General features: G+C 66.6%; 20 protein-coding genes. 7 read left to right on the top strand and 13 right to left on the bottom strand.

From position 1 onward, the window contains the following. Positions 1–149: 149 nt before the first annotated feature. The 3 genes from U1769_RS23950 (at position 150) to U1769_RS23960 (ending at position 3199) form a co-directional block, all read left to right on the top strand. Positions 150–980, top strand: coding sequence for an SDR family NAD(P)-dependent oxidoreductase (locus tag U1769_RS23950; RefSeq protein ID WP_332720697.1), 831 nt, complete (start codon positions 150–152; stop codon positions 978–980). Beyond that, positions 977–2440, top strand: coding sequence for an MFS transporter (locus tag U1769_RS23955; protein ID WP_332720674.1), 1464 nt, complete (start codon positions 977–979; stop codon positions 2438–2440). Before U1769_RS23950 ends, U1769_RS23955 begins: the two co-directional genes overlap by 4 nt. Before the next feature lie 210 nt (positions 2441–2650). Beyond that, entirely contained in the window at positions 2651–3199 is a 549-nt protein-coding gene (locus U1769_RS23960; protein WP_332720675.1) for a CHAP domain-containing protein, read from the top strand. 230 nt (positions 3200–3429) lie between these two features. On the opposite strand, the gene msrB is transcribed toward U1769_RS23960, so the two are convergent. From msrB to U1769_RS23980, 4 genes are all read right to left on the bottom strand, one after another. Continuing rightward, positions 3430–3927 (bottom strand): peptide-methionine (R)-S-oxide reductase MsrB, encoded by a 498-nt coding sequence (gene msrB, locus U1769_RS23965; RefSeq protein ID WP_332720676.1) that lies wholly within the window; start codon positions 3925–3927, stop codon positions 3430–3432. A gap of 115 nt (positions 3928–4042) precedes the next feature. Next, on the bottom strand, positions 4043–5296 hold the full coding sequence (locus U1769_RS23970; protein ID WP_332720677.1) for a cytochrome P450: 1254 nt from the start codon (positions 5294–5296) through the stop codon (positions 4043–4045). A gap of 116 nt (positions 5297–5412) precedes the next feature. Beyond that, complete coding sequence (locus tag U1769_RS23975; protein WP_332720678.1) at positions 5413–6666, bottom strand: ABC transporter permease; 1254 nt, start codon at positions 6664–6666, stop codon at positions 5413–5415. After that, on the bottom strand, positions 6663–7604 hold the full coding sequence (locus U1769_RS23980; protein WP_332720679.1) for an ABC transporter ATP-binding protein: 942 nt from the start codon (positions 7602–7604) through the stop codon (positions 6663–6665). The genes U1769_RS23975 and U1769_RS23980 overlap by 4 nt, the downstream gene beginning before the upstream one ends. 125 nt (positions 7605–7729) lie before the next feature. Here U1769_RS23980 and queG point away from each other — a divergent pair, with 125 nt between their 5' ends. Next, a complete protein-coding gene (queG, locus tag U1769_RS23985; protein ID WP_332720680.1) occupies positions 7730–8860 on the top strand; it encodes a tRNA epoxyqueuosine(34) reductase QueG in 1131 nt (376 codons plus the stop codon). Here the strand turns inward: queG and U1769_RS23990 are convergent. Together U1769_RS23990 and U1769_RS23995 are read right to left on the bottom strand one after the other, a co-directional pair. Continuing rightward, positions 8857–9228, bottom strand: coding sequence for a hypothetical protein (locus U1769_RS23990; RefSeq protein WP_332720681.1), 372 nt, complete (start codon positions 9226–9228; stop codon positions 8857–8859). The two genes, queG and U1769_RS23990, sit on opposite strands and share 4 nt — an antisense overlap. Further along, positions 9225–9905: an EI24 domain-containing protein gene (locus U1769_RS23995; RefSeq protein WP_332720682.1), complete on the bottom strand. Its 681-nt coding sequence runs from the start codon at positions 9903–9905 to the stop codon at positions 9225–9227. The genes U1769_RS23990 and U1769_RS23995 overlap by 4 nt, the downstream gene beginning before the upstream one ends. 96 nt (positions 9906–10001) lie before the next feature. On the opposite strand from U1769_RS23995, the gene U1769_RS24000 reads away from it, so the two are divergent. Further along, a complete protein-coding gene (locus U1769_RS24000; protein ID WP_332720683.1) occupies positions 10002–11000 on the top strand; it encodes an adenosine kinase in 999 nt (332 codons plus the stop codon). 82 nt (positions 11001–11082) lie between these two features. Here the strand turns inward: U1769_RS24000 and U1769_RS24005 are convergent, their stop codons facing one another. The 7 genes from U1769_RS24005 to hisB all read right to left on the bottom strand — a co-directional run bounded on the left by U1769_RS24005 (position 11083) and on the right by hisB (position 16265). Continuing rightward, complete coding sequence (locus tag U1769_RS24005; RefSeq protein ID WP_332720684.1) at positions 11083–12636, bottom strand: amino acid permease; 1554 nt, start codon at positions 12634–12636, stop codon at positions 11083–11085. A gap of 154 nt (positions 12637–12790) precedes the next feature. Beyond that, the gene (locus U1769_RS24010; protein WP_332720685.1) at positions 12791–13168 is read right to left on the bottom strand and encodes a histidine triad nucleotide-binding protein; all 378 of its coding nucleotides are present in this window, start codon (positions 13166–13168) and stop codon (positions 12791–12793) included. 15 nt (positions 13169–13183) lie between these two features. Next, positions 13184–13504 (bottom strand): phosphoribosyl-ATP diphosphatase, encoded by a 321-nt coding sequence (locus U1769_RS24015; RefSeq protein WP_332720686.1) that lies wholly within the window; start codon positions 13502–13504, stop codon positions 13184–13186. A 48-nt stretch (positions 13505–13552) separates the two neighbouring features. After that, complete coding sequence (hisF, locus tag U1769_RS24020) at positions 13553–14323, bottom strand: imidazole glycerol phosphate synthase subunit HisF (protein WP_332720687.1); 771 nt, start codon at positions 14321–14323, stop codon at positions 13553–13555. Between the two features lies 1 nt (position 14324). Next, positions 14325–15059, bottom strand: coding sequence for a 1-(5-phosphoribosyl)-5-[(5-phosphoribosylamino)methylideneamino]imidazole-4-carboxamide isomerase (gene hisA / locus U1769_RS24025; protein ID WP_332720688.1), 735 nt, complete (start codon positions 15057–15059; stop codon positions 14325–14327). Continuing rightward, positions 15056–15667, bottom strand: a complete 612-nt coding sequence (gene hisH, locus U1769_RS24030) for an imidazole glycerol phosphate synthase subunit HisH (protein WP_332720689.1) — start codon at positions 15665–15667, stop codon at positions 15056–15058. The genes hisA and hisH overlap by 4 nt, the downstream gene beginning before the upstream one ends. After that, the gene (gene hisB / locus U1769_RS24035; protein WP_332720690.1) at positions 15660–16265 is read right to left on the bottom strand and encodes an imidazoleglycerol-phosphate dehydratase HisB; all 606 of its coding nucleotides are present in this window, start codon (positions 16263–16265) and stop codon (positions 15660–15662) included. Before hisB ends, hisH begins: the two co-directional genes overlap by 8 nt. 111 nt (positions 16266–16376) lie before the next feature. Between hisB and U1769_RS24040 the strand changes: the two genes are divergently transcribed. Further along, positions 16377–16859, top strand: coding sequence for an SspB family protein (locus U1769_RS24040; RefSeq protein ID WP_299905918.1), 483 nt, complete (start codon positions 16377–16379; stop codon positions 16857–16859). A gap of 173 nt (positions 16860–17032) precedes the next feature. Next, positions 17033–18418: a class II fumarate hydratase gene (gene fumC / locus U1769_RS24045; RefSeq protein ID WP_332720691.1), complete on the top strand. Its 1386-nt coding sequence runs from the start codon at positions 17033–17035 to the stop codon at positions 18416–18418. Positions 18419–18629: the final 211 nt, after the last annotated feature.

Genomic DNA, 18629 nt, shown 5'->3' on the forward strand with positions numbered 1-18629 from the left:
TCTGCCCATGCCGGACCCGTTCCGGTGACGGTTGGTAGTGAACGGCGCGGCGCCTCGCAAGCCACTACAAACCCGAAATTCCAAAAGGGCCGGATTGACCGGGTGAAACCCCATACTATGCTGCGCAAAACCAGATGCAGGAGAAGATGATGCGCTTTGCGGGCAAGCGCGCCGTGGTGACCGGCGGCGCTTCGGGGATCGGGCGCGCGACCGCGCTGCGGCTGGCGAGCGAGGGCGCCGAGGTGTGGATCGGCGATATCGACGAGGTCGGCGGGCGCGAGGTGGCGGAGACGTCCAACGGACGGATTCATTTCCAGCGCACGGATGTGATGGAGGTAAACGACATCGTTGCGCTGCTGGCGACGGCGGATGCGGCGGGCGGGCTGGACGTACTGTTCAACAATGCCGGCGCGGGCGGATCGCGCGACCCGATCGGCGAGATCTCGGCCGAGGACTGGGACCGGACCCAGGCGCTGTTGCTGCGATCGGTCGCGATGGGCATTCGCCATGCCGCGCCGCTGATGATCGCGCGCGGCGGCGGGGCGATCGTCAACACCGCCTCGATCGCGGCGCTGCAGACGGGCGCCGCGCCAACCGCCTATTCAGTGGCGAAAGCCGGCGTGCTGCACCTGACGACGATGGCCGCGGCGGACCTTTCGCGCTATAATATCCGGGTCAACGCGGTGTGCCCGGGCTTCATCACCACCAACATCTTCACGGCGGCGCTCGGCATCGAGGGGGAGAAGCGCGAGATGGCGAACGGGATGATCCGCGGCATCGCGGCGCAGGCCCAGCCGCTGCAGCGCCCCGGACGGGCCGAGGATATCGCCGCCGCCGTCGCCTATCTGGCGAGCGACGATGCGAGCTTCGTCACCGGCACGCACATCACGGTGGACGGCGGCATCACGATCGGGCCGCGCCACAGTTGGGACGCTGAAGCGCCGTCGATGTTCTCGATGCTCGAGAAGTTCACGGCTTGAGCCAGGTCCTGATCGCCGCGCCGCCGCCGCGCCGGCTCGGCCTGCGCAGCCGGTTTTCCTTCGGTGTGGGTTCGATCGCGTACGGCGTGAAGGACAATGGCTTCGCGACCTTCCTGCTGCTCTATTATAATCAGGTCATCGGGCTGCCGGCCAATACGGTCGGCATCGCGATCATGTGCGCGCTGGTGGTCGAGGCGTTCGTCGATCCGGCGGTCGGCTATCTCTCCGATCATACGCGCAGCCGCTGGGGGCGGCGGCATCCGTGGATGTATGCCGCGGCGCTGCCGGTCGCGATCGGATGGCTGATGCTGTGGAATCCGCCCGCCTGGTCGGAAACGGCGACGCTTGTATATGTGTTCGGCAGCGCGCTGCTGGTGCGGATCGCGCTGTCGGCTTTCGAGATCCCGTCGTCGGCGCTGGGGCCGGAACTGAGCTCGGACTATGACGAGCGGACGCGGCTTTTCTCCTATCGCTACCTGTTCGGCTGGGGCGGGGGGCTGGCGATGCTGGCGCTCGCTTATGGGGTGTTCCTGGTGCCAGACGCGACTCATCCGGTCGGGTTGCAGAATGCCGACGGCTATTCGCGCATGGCGCTGTTCGCCGCGATCGTCATGGCGGTCTCGATCCTGGCCTCGGCGATCGGGCTGCATCACGAGATAAAATATCTGCCCAAGGTGCCCAGATCGACGGCGAGCTTTGCCGCGCACTTCGCCCAGTTCCGCACGACGATCTCGAACCGGGCGTTCCTGATCCTGATGGCGGCGGGCGTGTTCGCTTACACCGGACAGGGCATCTCCTTCGCCCTGTCCAATTACATGTACAGCTTCGTCTGGCGGTTCGAGGGATCGGATTATCAGTGGCTGTCGGCGTCGCTTTTGCTCGGCGCGGTGGGGGCCTTCTTCCTGGCGCCGCGGCTGACAAAGGGCGGCAACAAGCCGCGCGTCGGCATGGCGCTGTCGTTCGTCAGCGTGACCCTGCTCGTCGCGCCTTATGTCCTGCGCCTGCTCGGCCTGTTCCCGGAGCCGGGATCGCCGCTGATGCTGCCGATCCTGCTGGCGATCTTTGCCGTCAACACGGCGTGCAGCGTGGGGGCGTTCATCCTCGGCGCGGCGATGCTGGCGGATGTGGTCGAGGAGTCCGAGATGCGCACCGGCCAGCGATCCGAAGGGGTGTTCTTCGCCGGCGGCTTCTTCGTGCAGAAGATGGTCGGCGGGCTGGGCATCTTCATGGCGGGCGCGATCCTGGCCTTTGCCGCCTTTCCCGCGGCGGCCCGGCCGGGGCTGGTGCCGTCGGGGACGATCGACCGGCTGACCATCGTGTTCATCGTGCTGGAACTGCTGTTCTACGGGCTGGCGGGGCTGTGCTATGCGCGCTTCCCGTTCGGGCGGGCGGAGCATGAGGCGCGGCTGGCGCGGAGCACCGCAGCGGCCGAACGCGAGGGCGCGCCGCACGCTCCGTGAGGCATATCGCCCGGTGATTCTGTGATTTCGTGGCTGATGAGACAGCGCCCACGTGCCGCATCGCACCGTTTTCGGCGCGGCGAAGGGCAGTCATCGCCTCGTCAACACGGTTCGTCCTAAAAGGTTCCATTCGTCGGGAGGGTGGGGTTTCGCCGGGGTCCGCGACCTGCTTTGAGAGGATCAGAGTTTAGCGGGACCTGAGGGGGCCACATGAATTTCCGAGCGTTTGCAGCGCGTTTTGCGCTGGTGGTTTCTTGCAGCCTGATGGCTGCGACCCCGGCGATGGCGCAGTTCTGGCAGTGCGCTCCCTATGCCCGCACGATTTCCGGCATCTCGATCCACGGCAATGCGAACACCTGGTGGGGCCAGGCAGCCGGGCGTTACGCTCGCGGCCATGCACCCAAGGTCGGCGCCGTGCTCGCCTTCGCTTCGACCGGCCGCATGCGGCTCGGCCATGTCGCAATGGTCAGCGAGATCGTCAGCGACCGTGAAGTTCTCCTCACCCACGCCAATTGGTCGCGCCGCGGCGGGATCGAAACCAATGTTCGTGCGATCGACATTTCCGACGCTGGCGACTGGAGCCTGGTCAAGGTTTGGTACGGCCCCAATGGCGGGCTCGGCACCAGCGCCTATCCGACCAAGGGCTTCATCTATGCGGACCGCGATACCGGTGCAGATGCAGTCGAACTCGACACCCAGGCGCCGCTGCCGACCGTGACGATCGCGTCGCTGGGCAAGTCGGACGAGATCAGCTTCTAAATCCTTCTCCCCCTGTGGGAGTTTTGCCCATCACCGGGTCGAAATGCCCCCCGGGCATTTCTAAACCATGCCGGGGGCATGGTTTACCCGGCGATGGTCAAAACTGGCGGCCGAGCGCAGCGAGGTCGGGATCAGGGGGATGAGGTTCGGAACATGAGCGAGTGTCCCCCTCACCCTTCCCATCGCTAAAGCGATGGGCCCCTTCCCTCTCCCACAGGGGGAGAGGGAGATTAAGCGTTCCCCGGCTTGAACGTCATCGCCACGCCATTCATGCAATAGCGCTTGCCGGTCGGCTTCGGTCCGTCGTCGAACACATGGCCGAGATGCCCGCCGCAGCGGCGGCAATGGACTTCGGTGCGGCTGAACCCGAGCGACCCGTCGTTCCGCGTGCGCACCGCATTGGCGAGCGGCGCCCAGAAGCTCGGCCAGCCGGTGCCGCTCTCGAACTTGGTCTTCGACGAATAGAGCGGCAGCGCGCAGCCCGCGCAGGAGAAGATGCCGGCGCGGTGCTCGGCGTTGAGCGGGCTGGAGAAGGGCCGTTCAGTCGCCTCGTGGCGCAGCGTTTGATAGGCGGCGGGCGAGAGTTTCGCCTTCCACTGCGCATCGGTGAGCGTGACCTCGAATTTTTCAGGTGGCCCGGCGGACGCATTGCCGCGGCAGCCGAACAGCGCGAAAGCAGCCGCGCCGGAGCCGGCCAGCGTCAGGAAAGTGCGTCGGTCTGGCGTCATGATGTCCTCGGGCGTCGTTACGCGTCGGATATAGGTACGCCTGCAAACGCCTGCGAGATGCGCGGGGCGATCGTCGCGCGAATATCCTTTCCTGCTAGGAGAGGGAGCTCGCGGATCAGTATTTGCTGATCTCCACCGGCAGCTTGCGATAGCCGTGGACGAAGCAGGCGGCGACGCGTTCCGGCTGGCCGACCACGTTCACCCGCATGCGTCGTTTGGCCATTTCCTCGAGCAGGGTCGCGATCTGCAATTCCGCCAGGCGGGCGCCGACGCAGCGGTGGATGCCGTGGCCGAAGGCGAGGTGGCGCCGCGCATTGGGGCGATCGACGATGATCTTGTCGGCATCCTCGAACACGCTCTCGTCGCGATTGGCCGAGAGATACCAGAGCGCGAGTTTGTCGCCGGCCCGGATCTGCTGGCCCTCCAGCTCTGAATCCTGAGTCGCGGTGCGGCGCATATGCGCGAGCGGGGTCTGCCAGCGGATGATCTCCTGCACGCTGTTCTGGATCAGCGACGGATCGCCCTCCAGCTTCGCGCGCTGATCGGGGAAGAGATCGAGGCCATAGGCGGCGGCGCTCATCGAGTTGCGCGTGGTATCGTTGCCGCCGACGATCAGCAGGATCAGGTTCCCGAGGAACTCCATCTGGTCCATCTCGGCCATGGCGTCCGAATGCATCATCATCGAGATGAGATCGGGCGTGGGCGGCTTGCCGAGCTTCTGGTTCCACAGATTCTGGAAATAGCCGCCGCATTCATACATGTGCTTGAGCCGTTCGAGGCGCAGCTCCTCGGTCTTCACCAGCTCGATATCGCCGGCCCAGTCGGACCAGAAGGTCAGCTTGCGGCGATCCTCCCACGGGAAATCGAACAGGATGGCGAGCATCTGCGTGGTCAGCTCGATCGAGACGGTATCGACCCAGTCGAATTCCTTGTTCCACTCCAGCCCGTCCAGCACTTCGGCGGTGCGCATGCGGATATTGTCGGAGAGGCGCACCATCTCGCTCGGGGTGAAGGCGGGGGCGACGGTGCGGCGCTGGCCGGTATGCTTGGGCCGGTCCATCGCGATGAACATCGGCATGCGCACGTCGCTGGTGGAGTTTTCGATGAAATCGGCCAGCGTTATGCCGCCGGCCTGCGACGAATAGAGATCCGGCAGGGACTCGACCTCGACGATCGGCTTGTAGGACGAGACCGACCAATAGGGGCCGAAGCCGGACCGTTCGACATAATGGACCGGCGATTCGGCGCGCAGCTGGCGGAACGGGGCCTGCCACACATCGTCGCGGTACAGCTCCGGCCGGCTCATATCGAACGGGTCCGCTGCATGGGCTGCCTGGGGCTCAGCCGAGTCCATTGCTTGTGTCGCCATCGTCCGCTCTCCTTTTGCCTGAAGAGAGCGATAACTGACATTAATGTCAATAGCGTTTTGCAACGGGATCGGCGGGATGTTGGTTTCGAAAGACCGGGTGCCGATAGTCGCGCCGGTCAGCGCCCGATCAGCCCCTTCCAGTTGATCTTCCCGCTGCCCGATTGCAGCACGCCGCGGCGGAAGGCGCGGGCGCCCAGCGCGATGACGATCGCGACCCACAGCAGCTGCCAGCCGAGCGCCACGACATGCGGCCAGATCTCGGGCGAATTCGCCGCGCGCCCGGCCATCGCGTAAGGCGAGCTGAACGGGAAAATCTCCGCGAAACGGGCCAGCCAGCTGTCGGGACGGGATACGCCCCGGATCGAGACGCCGAAGATGACCATCTGGAGGATCGTGATCGGCAGCGACAGCAATTGCAGCTCGCGCGGGCTGCTCGCCTGAGCGCCGACGCCCATGAACACCGCGCCGAGCAGCATGTAGGACATGGTGAAATAGGCGACGAACAGCATGGCGAAGACCGGCAGGCCAGTCGCCGGGCCGATCTCGCCCAGCGCGGCGCCGATCGCATTGGGCATCAGCACGTCGATCTGGCTGACCAACGTGCCCCAGAAGGCGATGAACAGCAGCGCCGAGCCGAACATGCCGATCAGTTTGCCAAGGAAGACCGCTTCGAGCGGCACCGCGGCGGCGAGAATCTCGACCACCTTGTTGCTGCGCTCCTCCGCCATGGTGCCGACGGCCTGTCCGGCGAGGAACAAGGTCAGAAAGAAGATGCCGAACACGGCGAAGAAGGCCGATCTTTTCTGTCCGGTCTGAGTCGGCTGGGCGCGCGCGATCGAGGTGAGCGTCGCCTTGCTGAGCGGGGCGATTCCGCTGCTTTCGAGTCGCAGCGTTTCCTCGGCGAGCTGGGCGAGATAGGCGGCATCGCCGCGGCCGGCGCCGCCATAGAGGATGGTGGGGTGCGTCAGATCGCCATAGAGCGCCGCCGAGGCATCGCTGCCCTGATCGCTGAACGCGATATGCGCCTGGCCGGCGGGGTTGTCGCCCGGCAGCTTCATCATGAGCGCCGGCGGGCGATCGGACGGCGCATAGAGCTGGCGAAGCCTGGCGTCGGCCGCGCGCATCGCTTCCTGTTGCGCGGGCGCGACGATCGCGACGATACTGGCCTTTTCGGCCGAACCATGCGTGATCGAGGACGCCCCGACGCCGCCGATCAGCCCGAAGGACAGCATTAGCACCGGGGTGAACAGGAACAGCAGGAACATCGGTGTGAAGACGGTGGCGACGAAATCGCGCCGCGCGATCGTCAGCGTCTGGCGGATCAGGCGGCGCAGATTGCTGGTGGCCGGCGCGGTTGCGGGCGTGCTCATGCCTCCACCTCCGCGACGCCGGGTTGGTCCTTCAGCGCGTCCGGTCCGACGATCCGCACGAACGCGTCGTGCAGACCGGGCCGTTCCATCGACAGGCCGGAAATGCCGAAGCCGGCCTCGATCAGCCGCTTGAGCACATCCTCCGCGCCATTGGCGGGCACGATGAAGCGCCAGCCATCGGCGTCGCGTTCGGCATCCGGCGGCAGCAGCGCGGCGATACCCGGGCCGTCATGGTGTGGCACATAATGGGCGCGCATCGGCAAGGTGCCGCGCGCGTCCGCCACGGTGCCTTCGAAGCGGCGCTTGCCGCCGGCGATGATCGCCAGCCGGTCGCACAGCCGTTCGGCATGAGCCATGACATGAGTGGAGAAGAGGATCGTCGCGCCGCGATCGCGCTGCGCGACGATCAGCGCCTCGAGCCGTTCCTGGTTGACCGGATCGAGGCCGGAAAAGGGCTCGTCGAGCACGAGCAGGTCGGGTTCGTGCACGACCGAGCCGAGCAGCTGGACGAGCTGCGCCATGCCCTTGGAGAGCTTGCGGATCTTGCTGTCCACGGCATGGCCGAGGCCGGCGCTTTCCATCAGCGCGACGGCGCGCCTGCGGCCGGTCTTGAGATCGAGGCCGCGCAGCGCGCCCATGAAGGCGATCGCATCCTTGGCGCGCATCGCGGGATAGAGTCCGCGTTCCTCCGGCAGATAACCGACCCGGTCGCTGACCTCGCGCGGCCGATCATGGCCGAGCAGGGTGCGGCTGCCGCCATCGGGCTCGATGATGCCGAGCAGCATGCGCAGCGTGGTCGTCTTGCCCGCGCCATTGGGGCCGAGCACGCCGTAGATCATGCCCGCGGGCACCGCGATGTCCATGCCGTCCACGACGCGGCGGCCGCCGAATTTCTTGATCAGTCCGGTGGCGCTGATCGCCAGATCGTGCGTTGCCAAATTCTACCTTCCGATCGCGCCACATGGGGTTGGCGCGGCACATAGCAGCGGTTCGTTAACGGGTTTCGACAGGATCACGAACGGGAATAGCTCACTTTTCACCCGCGCCGTGGTAGCGGGCGACGATGGCTGAAGACAAGTCATTGACGGCGCGACTGAGCGCGAAGGCGGTTGAGCTCGGCTTCGCCGCGTGTGGAGTGGCGCGCGCCGACGCCGCGCCGCGCACGGCCGAGCGGCTGCGGCAATGGCTGAGCGAGGGCCTGCACGGCGACATGATCTGGATGGAGGCGCGCGCGCATCACCGCGAGAGCCCGGCCGCCTTGTGGCCCGAGGTGCGCAGCGTGATCGCGCTCGGCATGAGCTACGCGCCCGCCGCCGATCCGCTTGCGCTGGCCGGCGAAGGGGAAGTCGGCCGGATCTCGGTCTATGCCCAGGGGGGCGATTATCACGATGTCGTCAAACGGGCGCTGAAAGCGCTGGCGCGGTGGCTGATCGCCGAGACGCGCGACGCCGACGTCAAGGTGTTCGTGGATACCGCGCCAGTGATGGAAAAGCCGCTGGCCGAGGCCGCGGGGCTGGGATGGCAGGGCAAGCATACCAATCTGGTCAGCCGGGAGCATGGCAGCTGGCTGTTCCTGGGGGCGATCTACACGACGCTCGATCTGGTGCCCGACGCGCCCGGACGCACCAGCTGCGGTTCGTGCGATGCCTGTCAGACGGCATGCCCGACCGACGCATTCCCGGCGCCGTACCGGCTCGATGCGCGGCGCTGCATCTCCTATCTGACGATCGAGCATGCCGGGCCGATCCCGCATGAATTCCGCGGGCCGATCGGCAACCGCATCTATGGCTGCGACGATTGCCTGGCGGTGTGCCCATGGAACAAGTTCGCGGCGGCGGCGAGCGCGAACCGCGCTTTCGCGCCGCGCGCCGAACTGGCGGCGCCTGCGCTGGCGGACCTGCTCGCGCTGGACGATGCCGGTTTTCGCGAGGTGTTCGCCGGATCGCCGATCAAGCGGATCGGGCGGGACCGGATGGTGCGCAACTGCCTGATCGCCGCGGGGAACAGCGACGCGGCGGCTTTGGTCGGGCCGGTCGCGGCCCTGCTCGCCGATGAATCGCCGGTGGTGCGCGGCGCGGCGGTCTGGGCGCTGGGGCGGCTCGACGCCGGGCGGGCAGTCGCCGAACGCACCGCGCGGTTGCCGGGCGAGATAGACGAGACCGTCAGGGCGGAGTGGAATCTTCCTCCCGCCTAGCGGGCGCCGGGCCGGCCCAGGCTCAGCGCGCCGACGCAGCTGGCCCGGTCGATCGGGCTGCCATTGGTTTGCCGGGCGTCGACATAGGTGACGACGGGCTCGCTGCGGCCCTTGGGATAGAGATAGGCATCGAGCACGCAGATCGCGTTGCCGAATTGCAGCTTGCGCGCGGTGCCTTCGCGGATATCGGCGGCGGGCTGGCCGAACAGGCGGATCAAGGTGCTGCCGGTCTGGCCGAGCACCCGATCGAGCCCCGCCGCGCCGCCGGGGATCGGCACCGGCGCTGCGCGGACGGGCGGCGGCACGATGGTGCCACCGCAGCCTGCCAGCGCCAGCGCCGGTACGATCGCGATCAGCAGTTTCTTCATGCGCGGCGTCTCCCATGGAACAGATGCGTCGCCATCGCCGCGCCGAGCACGGGAGCGACCAGATTGAGGATCGGCACCAGGAACAGTCCGGTGCCGACGAGCCCGAGCGCGAAGCGCTGCGGGCTGGTCGATCCGCGCCAGCTCTTCATCCCGTCCCGCGGGATATGGCGCGCGGCGACCATCTCGCCCAGATCCTGGCCGAGCAGCCAGCCATTGACGATGAAGAACAGCACCGCCGTACCCACTCCGGTGATCAGCAGCAGCAGATAGAGCGGCGATACCGCGAGGTTGATTAGCACCAGCCGGCCGATCGAGCCGAGCCCCATTGCGAGCGAGCGGCCGAACGGCACGTCGCGGGCCTCAGCCAGCGCCTCGGGATAGTGCCGCGCTTCGACTGCCGCCACGACATCGTCGGCGAACAGGCCGACCACCGCGACGGCGATGACGCGGAACAGCAGCAGCGCCGCACCGAGCCAGAGCAGCATGGTCACGACACCGATCGCACCGCCCGTTGCCGTGCCGGCGCCCAGCCACAGGACCAGGCGTTGCGCGCCGTACCACAGTCCGGCGCCGAACAGGGCGAGCAGGACCAAAGTCACCGCAAGCGATTTCAGGAAGACCAGGACGATCTTCGGGTCGCCAAGCTGGCGGACCGACAGGAAGAAGGCGCGGAACATGGGGCCGGTGTAGTGGCGCGGGCCCTCAAGTCCAGACGGTTGCGCTCCTTCGCGGCCGCCTTTACGGCCATTTCATATTTCAGCGAGGAGACCAACTTGACCAGCCCAGCTTATGACGTCGTCGCGATCGGCAATGCGATTGTCGACGTGCTTTCCCAGGCCGAAGACGCGTTCATCACCGAGCAGGGCATGACCAAGGGCTCGATGCAGCTGATGTTCTCGCCCGAGGATGCCGATACGCTCTATGCCAAGATGGGCCCGGGGATCGAGGCGAGCGGCGGGTCCGCGGCCAACACCGTCGCGGCGATCGCGGCTTTGGGCGGCCGGAGCGGCTTTATCGGCCAGGTTGCCGACGATCAGCTGGGCGAAGTGTTCGCGCATGATATCCGTGCCTCCGGCGTCGCCTTCACCACGGCGGCACGCAGCGGCGAGCCGACCACGGCGCGCTGCCTGATCTTCGTCACGCCCGACGGCCAGCGCACGATGAACACCTTCCTCGGCGCGTCGCAATATCTGCCGGCATCGGCGCTCGACCATGATCTGATCGCGAGTGGGGCGATCCTGTATCTCGAGGGCTATCTGTGGGATCCCGAGGAACCCCGCCAGGCGATGCGCGCCGCGATCGAAGTCGCGCGCAAGGCAGGGCGCAAGGTCGCCTTCACGCTGAGCGACGTGTTCTGCATCTCCCGCCACCGCGCCGACTTCCTCGACCTGATGGAGAAGGGGCTGATCGACATCCTGTTCGCCAACGAGAACGAAATCCTCTCGCTGATGGAAGTCGAGGATTTCGAGGCAGCGGTTGCGGCCGCGGCGGCGCAGGTGCCGCTGCTGGTGGTGACGCGCAGTGAACGCGGCGCGATCGCGGTGTCGGGCGGCGAGCGGGCCTCCTGCAAGGCCGAGCCGATCGAGAAGGTAGTCGATACGACGGGCGCGGGCGATCTGTTCGCGGCCGGCTTCCTGTCGGGTCAGGCGCAGGGCCGGAGCCTGGAGGAGTCGCTCCGGCTCGGCGCGATCTGCGCAGCGGAGATCATCTCGCATTATGGCGCACGCCCGATGTGCGACATGAAGGCCCTGGTGGCGGAAAAGCTGGGCTGAGCGGCCCGCCGCACCCGAGCCCATAAGAAAGGGGGCCGCGACGGATGTCGCGGCCCCCTTTTTCTTTGTCCGTTTCCCCGGATCAGGCCTGTTTGCCGCCGGGAGTTGGCGCGCCCGGGAACGGGGGCACCGGCTGGGGCGGCACGTCGGCGTCGCTTTCCGGGACATCGACGACACCGCGGCCGACATGGCTGCGGCGATAGCTGTAGGAGAAATACACCACGAGCCCGATCGCTGCCCATCCAACGAACATCAGCTTGGTCGACATGCCCAGGCTGAAGAACAGATAGATGCAGCCCAGGATAGCGATCGGTGCGGTGAGCATGATCGCCGGGGTGCGGAACGGGCGGCGGCGGGTCGGATCGGTCCGACGGAGCACCATCACCGCGATCGATACGGCGGCAAAGGCGAACAGCGTGCCCGAGTTGGAGATGTCCGCGAGGATGCCGACCGGGAAGAAGGCAGCGAACAGCGCCACGAAGATGCCGGTCAGGATGGTGATGACATGCGGCGTGTGGAAACGCGGGTGGATCTTCGAGAAGACGGCGGGCAGCAGGCCGTCACGGCTCATCACGAAGAAGATGCGGGTCTGGCCGAACATCATCATCAGGATGACGGACGGCAAAGCAAGGCCGGCGGCAAGACCGATCAGATTGCCGATCTGGGGCCAGCCGATTTCGCGCATCGTCCAGGCCAGCGCTTCCTTCGAGCAGACGACGGCGGCGTCCTTGATCGCCGCGCACTGGCTGGCGAGTTCTGCGCTGCCGGGCGACAGCGGCTGACCGGTCGGGCCGGAGACCGGCTGGGCACCGACGCTGCCGATCACGCCGGCGGCGACGAGCAGGTAGAAGATCGTGCAGATGCCGAGCGAGCCGATCAGGCCGATCGGCATGTTGCGCTGCGGGTTCTTGGTTTCCTCGGCCGCGGTAGAGACCGCGTCGAAGCCGACATAGGCGAAGAAGATCGAGGCGGCGGCGGCGGAGATGCCGGCGAAGCCGAGCGGCGCGAAAGGCGTGAACTGCTCCATGTTGATGACGGGCACGGCGAGGATGATGAACAGCGTCAGCGCCGCCACCTTGATCGCGACCAGCACGGCGTTGACCATCGCGCTTTCCTTGGTCCCGATCACCAGCAGCCAGGTGACGAGCAGCGCGATGAGCATCGCCGGCAGGTTGACCAGGCCGCCATCATAGGGGCCGCGCACCAGCATGTTGGGGATGTCGATGCCGAACGCATGTTCGATCAGGCCGACGACATAGCCGGACCAGCCGACCGAGACCGCGCCGGCGGCGACCGCATATTCGAGGATCAGCGCCCAGCCGACCATCCAGGCGATCAATTCGCCCATCACGGCATAGCTGTAGGTGTAAGCAGAGCCCGACACCGGCACCATCGCCGCCATCTCGGCATAACAGAGCGCAGCGACGGCACAGACGAAACCGGCGATGATGAAGGCGGCCATCATGCCCGGGCCGGCTTTTTGCGCGGCTTCGGCGGTCAGCACGAAAATGCCGGTGCCGATGACGGCGCCGATGCCGAGCATGGTCAATTGGAAGGCGCCGAGCGATCGCGTGAGCGACTTTTTCTCGGCTGTCGCCAGGATGGCGTCGAGCGACTTGATGCGTCCGAATATCATGAAGAAGGGATCCCCCTGAAGCGGCGCCCCGCGCCGCCGGATTTCGCCAGTGGCAGCGCTCGGGCGCCGCCGATTTTTCGATGGCGCGAGCCTAGCCTGAAATCAAAGGGGTGCAATCCCTAAAGCACCGGTGACACGGCGCTCCAGCGATGCTTTATCGCGCCAGCATCGGCCCGAGCGGAGCGCCTGCGAAAACATGCACATGGAGGTGCGGGACCTCCTGGCCGGAATGCTGGCCGGTATTGGCGAGCAGCCGGTATCCCGGCGCGACCCCTCCGGCCTCGCGCGCAACGGTGCCGACCGCGCGGACGAAGCCGGCGATCTCGGCATCGGATGCCTTTGCGCTGAAATCGTCCCACGAGACATAGGCGCCGCGCGGGATGACTAGGATATGCGTCGGCGCCTGCGGGTTTATGTCGTGGAAGGCGATGGCGACATCATCCTCATAGACGCGCTTCGACGGGATCTCGCCGCGCAGGATCTTCGCGAAGATGTTCTGGTCGTCATAGGGCTGGGTGGCGTCGATCGGCATAAATTCCCTCCGAAGTCAGGCGGTACGGCTGGCCTTCTCGTCGATCCCCGACACGCCTTCGCGCCGGCGCAGTTCGGCGCGGACATCGTCGAGCGGGATATCGGCATCGGTGAGCAGGACGAGCAGGTGGAAGATCAGGTCGGCTGCCTCGCTGGTGATCTCGGCGCGGTCGTCCTGGATCGCGGCGATTACCGTTTCAGTCGCTTCCTCGCCAAGTTTCTGCGCGATCTTGGCGCGGCCGCGGGTGAAGAGCTTCGCGACATAGGAGGTGTCGGGATCGCCGCCCTTGCGGGCGCGGATCACGGTTTCGAGCGTGTCGAGGAAATCATCGGCCATGCGCGCGGGCTGCCCCGGACGGGCGCGAAGGTCAATCCTGTTGCGGGCTCAGGCGGTAAGCGGGGTCCGCACCGGCACGCCGGCCGCCGCCAGCGCAGCGTGCGCGTCAGCAATGCTGGCCTCGCCGAAATGGAAGATCGAAGCAGCGAGCACGGCGCTGGCATGGCCTTCGAGCACGCCCGCGACCAGATCCTGCAACCCGCCGACGCCGCCCGAGGCGACCACGGGCACCGCGACCTGATCGGCGATGGTGCGGATCAGCGCGAGATCATAGCCGTCGCGCGTGCCGTCGCGGTCCATCGAGGTGACGAGCAGCTCGCCCGCGCCGAGCGCGACCAGCTTCAGCGCATGCTCGACCGCGTCGATCCCGGTCGCGCGCCGGCCGCCATGGGTGAAGACTTCCCAGCCGCCCTCGACGCGCCGCGCGTCGATCGAGGCGACGCAGCACTGGCTGCCGAAACGATCGGCAATGTCGGAGACGACTTCGGGCCGCGACACGGCGGCCGAATTGACCGCGACCTTGTCGGCGCCAGCGAGCAGCAGCGCGCGCGCATCCTCGGCCGTCCGCACGCCGCCGCCAACGGTCAGCGGCATGAAGCAGACTTCCGCGGTGCGGCGCACGACATCGAGGATCGTGCCGCGCGCTTCGTGGCTGGCGGTGATGTCGAGGAAACACAATTCGTCGGCCCCGGCCGCGTCATAGGCGCGGGCCTGTTCGACCGGATCGCCGGCATCGCGCAAGTCGACGAAGTTCACGCCTTTCACGACGCGGCCATTGGCCACGTCGAGGCAGGGGATGACGCGCGCGCGGACGGTCATCTCACGCCGCCGCCGCCACGCTCAGCGCCGCGGCCAGATCGAGCCGGCCGTCATACAGCGCCCGCCCGGTGATCACGCCTTCGATCCCGTCCACCGCATGCAGCGCGAGCACATGGATCTCGGCAATGCCTTTCACCCCGCCCGAAGCGATCACCGGAATGCGCACTGCACGGGCAAGGTCGACGGTCGCCTCGACATTGCAGCCCTTGAGCATCCCGTCGCGGCCGACATCAGTGAACAGCAGGGCGGCCACGCCCGCATCCTCGAACCGCCGGGCGAGGTCGATCACTTCGACGGTCGAGACATCGGCCCAGCCGCGCGTTGCGACCATGCCGTCCTTCGCATCGACCGCAACCACGATGCCACCGGGGAAATCGCGTGCCGCTTCGCGTACCAGTTCCGGATTCTCCAGCGCGGCGGTGCCGATCACCACGCGCGACACGCCGAGATCGAACCAGCGCTCGATCGCCGCGCGGTCGCGGATGCCGCCGCCCAGCTGCACATGGCCGGGGAAGCGCTCCACGATCGACCTGACCGCGTCGCCATTGACCGAGGCGCCGGCAAAGGCGCCGTCGAGATCGACGACATGGAGATATTCCGCGCCTTGCTCGGCGAACAGCATCGCCTGGGCGGCGGGATCGTCGCCATAGACGGTCGCGCGGTCCATATCGCCCTCGGCCAGACGGACGACCTGGCCGCCCTTGAGGTCGATCGCAGGGAAGACGATGAGGCTCATGGCCGCCACTCCAGGAAACGGGCGAGCAGGTCCAGGCCGTAACGCTGGCTCTTCTCGGGATGGAATTGCACGCCGAGCATGTTGTCGCGGCCGATCGCCGCGGTCACCGGGCCGGCATGGTCGGTCGTGGCGATCACGTCCTCGCCGTCGAACGCATAGCTGTGCAGGAAATAGGCTTCGCCCGGCGCGATCAGCGGATGCGCGACGGACGGCATGACGTCATTCCAGCCCATATGCGGCACCTTGGCGGCCGGATCGGCCGGCGTGATGAGGCGAACGGTACCGCGCACCCAGCCGAGCCCGGCATGCGTGCCCGCTTCCTCGCCGGCATCGGCCATCAGCTGCATGCCGACGCACACGCCGAGGAACGGCACGCCACCCCGCCGCACGCGCTGCTCCAATGCCTCGACCATGCCGGGCACCGCGCGCAGCGCCGAGGCGCAGGCCCCGAACGCGCCCACGCCCGGCAGCACGATGCGATCGGCGCCGGCGACTGCGTCGGCCGCGCTGGTGATCTCGACAGTGCCGGCGCCGGCCGCCTTCAGGGCATTTGCGACCGAATGGAGATTGCCCGCGCCGTAATCGATCAGCGCAAGCCGCTCAGCCACCGGCGATCCCCCCGAGCGTCCCCTTGGTCGAGGGAATCGCATCGGCCTTGCGCGGATCGATCTCGACCGCGGTGCGCAGCGCGCGGGCCAGGCCCTTGAACGCGCTTTCGATGATGTGGTGGTTGTTCTTGCCGTACAGCGTCTCGACATGGAGAGTCAGGCCCGCGCTGCCGGCAAAGCTGTGGAACCAGTGCTCGAACATCTCGGTATCCATCTCGCCGAGGCGCTTCTGCGAGAAGTCGCATTTCCACACGAGATAAGGCCGGCCCGAGATGTCGAGCGCGACGCGCGTCAGCGTCTCGTCCATCGGCGACAGCGCATCGCCATAGCGGCGGATGCCCTTCTTGTCGGCCAGCGCCTGTGCCACCGCCTCGCCGATCGCGATGCCGACATCCTCGACCGTATGATGCTGATCGATATGCAGATCGCCGACCGCCTTCACCTGCAGATCGATCAGCGAATGGCGTGAAAGCTGCTCGAGCATATGATCGAAAAAGCCGATGCCGGTCTCGATCGTGTAGTTGCCGGTGCCGTCAAGGTTGACGGTCACGTCGATCGACGTCTCCTTGGTGGAGCGCGAGATGGTGGCGGTGCGCATGCGCACTCCCATAGCGCGCGTTACCCATCATGCAATCTTGCGAACCTTAAAGCAGCCTTAAACTTGTACAGGCAATCTTGACCGGGGATCAAAGGCCGCTACCCAAGGCGCATGAGCGATGGTCTGCCCGATAGCCTGATTCCCTATGACGAAATCGTCCAGGAGGCGCTGCGCGCCGTAGTGGGCCGCGTGTTGGGATCGGTCGCCGAAAATGGCGGGCTGCCCGGGGACCATCATTTCTACATCACCTTCAAGACCCAGGCGGCCGGCGTGGACATCCCGCAGCGGCTGATCGAGCGGTTTCCCGACGAGATGACGATCGTCATGCAGAACCGCTATTGGGATCTGCTGGTCGACGATACGGGCTTCTCGATCGGGCTGAGCTTCAACCAGGTGCCTTCCAAGCTGGTGATTCCCTATGCGGCAGTGACGGGTTTCCACGATCCGTCCGTGAATTTCGAGCTGCGCTTCCAGGCGCAGGAAGGCCCGGAAGGCCCCGATCCGCATGACGAAGCGGAGAATGACGGCCCGACCGTCACGCCGGTCGAAGACGGATCGAACGTCGTCTCGGTGGATTTCAAGCGGAAGAAGTAGCCTTTTCTCCCTCTCCCCTTGTGGGAGAGGGAAGGGGCCCAAGCGAAGCTTGGGAAGGGTGAGGGGGACACTCATTGTGGTTCCGAACCTCACTCCCCCTCACCCTTCCGTCGCTTCGCTCCTCCCTCCCTCTCCCACAGGGGGAGAGGGAATGCCGATGACGGAAGGTGGAAATGATTCAAACCCGCACCGAAACCGATTCGATCGGCGCCATCGACGTCCCGACCGACGCCTATTGGGGCGCGCAGACCCAGCGCTCGATCGAGAATTTCCCGTTCGGCGCGAGCGAGCGCATGCCGATCGGCATCGTCCACGCGCTCGCGCTGGTGAAGCAGGCGGCGGCGCGGGTGAACCGCGCGCACGGGCTGGACGCAACGATCGCGGACGCGATCGAAGCGGCGGCCGCGGAGGTCGCGTCGGGCAAGCTCGACGACCAGTTTCCTTTGGTCATCTGGCAGACCGGGTCGGGCACCCAGACCAACATGAACGTCAACGAAGTGATCGCCGGCCGCGCCAATGAGGTGCTGACGGGCACGCGCGGCGGCAAGACGCCGGTGCACCCGAACGATCACGTCAATATGAGCCAGTCGTCCAACGACAGCTTCCCCACCGCGCTGCACATCGCCGCAGCGATGGCGGCGACCGCGCGGCTGTTCCCGGCGCTCGACCGGCTGCACGATGCGCTTGAGGCGAAGGCGAATGCCTGGACCGACATCGTCAAGATCGGGCGGACTCATCTGCAGGACGCGACGCCGGTCACGCTTGGCCAGGAATTCGGCGGCTATGCCAACCAGCTCTACCGCTGCCGCGCGCGCATCACGCCCGGGGTGGTGCACGGCATGTGCCAGCTCGCCCAGGGCGGCACCGCGGTCGGCACCGGGCTGAACGCACCGAAGGATTTCGGCGAGGCGATCGCGGCGCAGCTGTCGGAGCTGACGGGGCTTCCCTTCTTCACCGCGGAGAACAAGTTCGAGGCGCTCGCGTCGAACGATCCGATCGTGCACCTGTCCGGCACGCTCAGCACCCTGGCGGTGGCGCTGACCAAGATCGCCAACGATATCCGCCTGCTCGGATCGGGCCCGCGCTCCGGCATCGGCGAGCTCGATCTGCCGGCGAACGAGCCGGGAAGCTCGATCATGCCCGGCAAGGTCAACCCGACTCAGTGCGAGATGCTGACGATGGTGGCCGCTCAGGTGATGGGCAACAATGCCGCGATCACCATCGGCGGGCTGCAGGGGCATCTCGAACTCAACGTGTTCAAGCCGCTGCTCGGGGCAAACCTGCTGCGCTCGATCGACTTGCTGAGCGTCGGCATGGAGGGATTCGCCGAGCGTTGCGTAGACGGGCTGGAGCCGAATCGCGGGCGCATCGCCGAGCTGGTCGATCGCTCGCTGATGCTGGTGACGGCGCTGGCGCCGGAGATCGGCTACGACAACGCCGCGAAGATCGCGAAGCACGCCCATGCCGAGGGGCTGACGCTGAAGGAAGCGGGCCTGGACCTGGGGCTGGTCGACGCAGCGACCTTCGATCGCCTGGTGCGCCCCGAAACGATGGTTTGAAAATAAAGCCCCTCCCCTTCAGGGGAGGGGTTGGGGTGGGGCCTTCCGGCTCGCCCAAACAGTGAGGTCGCGTTCTGAACTCCCCCACCCCCAACCCCTCCCCTTCAGGGCAGGGCTATCGCATTTGGGCGATGAGTGTTGAGAGGTAGTCGTCGCTCCACCCTGCGCGTTTGATTTTGGCGCGGATGGAGAGCTTTCGAGGGTCGTGCTG

Source organism: Parasphingomonas zepuensis, assembly GCF_036663735.1.
Taxonomy (GTDB): Bacteria; Pseudomonadota; Alphaproteobacteria; order Sphingomonadales; family Sphingomonadaceae; genus Sphingomonas.

Coding starts and splice junctions, on each gene's coding strand:
- hisB (WP_332720690.1), bottom strand. CDS start 16,265: ATGCGCACCGCCACCATCTCGCGCTCCACCAAGGAGACGTCGATCGAC.
- hisA (WP_332720688.1), bottom strand. CDS start 15,059: ATGAGCCTCATCGTCTTCCCTGCGATCGACCTCAAGGGCGGCCAGGTC.
- queG (WP_332720680.1), top strand. CDS start 7,730: ATGGCTGAAGACAAGTCATTGACGGCGCGACTGAGCGCGAAGGCGGTT.
- U1769_RS24010 (WP_332720685.1), bottom strand. CDS start 13,168: ATGCCGATCGACGCCACCCAGCCCTATGACGACCAGAACATCTTCGCG.
- U1769_RS24005 (WP_332720684.1), bottom strand. CDS start 12,636: ATGATATTCGGACGCATCAAGTCGCTCGACGCCATCCTGGCGACAGCC.
- msrB (WP_332720676.1), bottom strand. CDS start 3,927: ATGACGCCAGACCGACGCACTTTCCTGACGCTGGCCGGCTCCGGCGCG.
- U1769_RS23970 (WP_332720677.1), bottom strand. CDS start 5,296: ATGGCGACACAAGCAATGGACTCGGCTGAGCCCCAGGCAGCCCATGCA.
- U1769_RS23975 (WP_332720678.1), bottom strand. CDS start 6,666: ATGAGCACGCCCGCAACCGCGCCGGCCACCAGCAATCTGCGCCGCCTG.
- U1769_RS23950 (WP_332720697.1), top strand. CDS start 150: ATGCGCTTTGCGGGCAAGCGCGCCGTGGTGACCGGCGGCGCTTCGGGG.
- U1769_RS23995 (WP_332720682.1), bottom strand. CDS start 9,905: ATGTTCCGCGCCTTCTTCCTGTCGGTCCGCCAGCTTGGCGACCCGAAG.
- U1769_RS23990 (WP_332720681.1), bottom strand. CDS start 9,228: ATGAAGAAACTGCTGATCGCGATCGTACCGGCGCTGGCGCTGGCAGGC.
- U1769_RS24015 (WP_332720686.1), bottom strand. CDS start 13,504: ATGGCCGATGATTTCCTCGACACGCTCGAAACCGTGATCCGCGCCCGC.
- U1769_RS24040 (WP_299905918.1), top strand. CDS start 16,377: ATGAGCGATGGTCTGCCCGATAGCCTGATTCCCTATGACGAAATCGTC.
- hisF (WP_332720687.1), bottom strand. CDS start 14,323: ATGACCGTCCGCGCGCGCGTCATCCCCTGCCTCGACGTGGCCAATGGC.
- U1769_RS23960 (WP_332720675.1), top strand. CDS start 2,651: ATGAATTTCCGAGCGTTTGCAGCGCGTTTTGCGCTGGTGGTTTCTTGC.
- fumC (WP_332720691.1), top strand. CDS start 17,033: ATGATTCAAACCCGCACCGAAACCGATTCGATCGGCGCCATCGACGTC.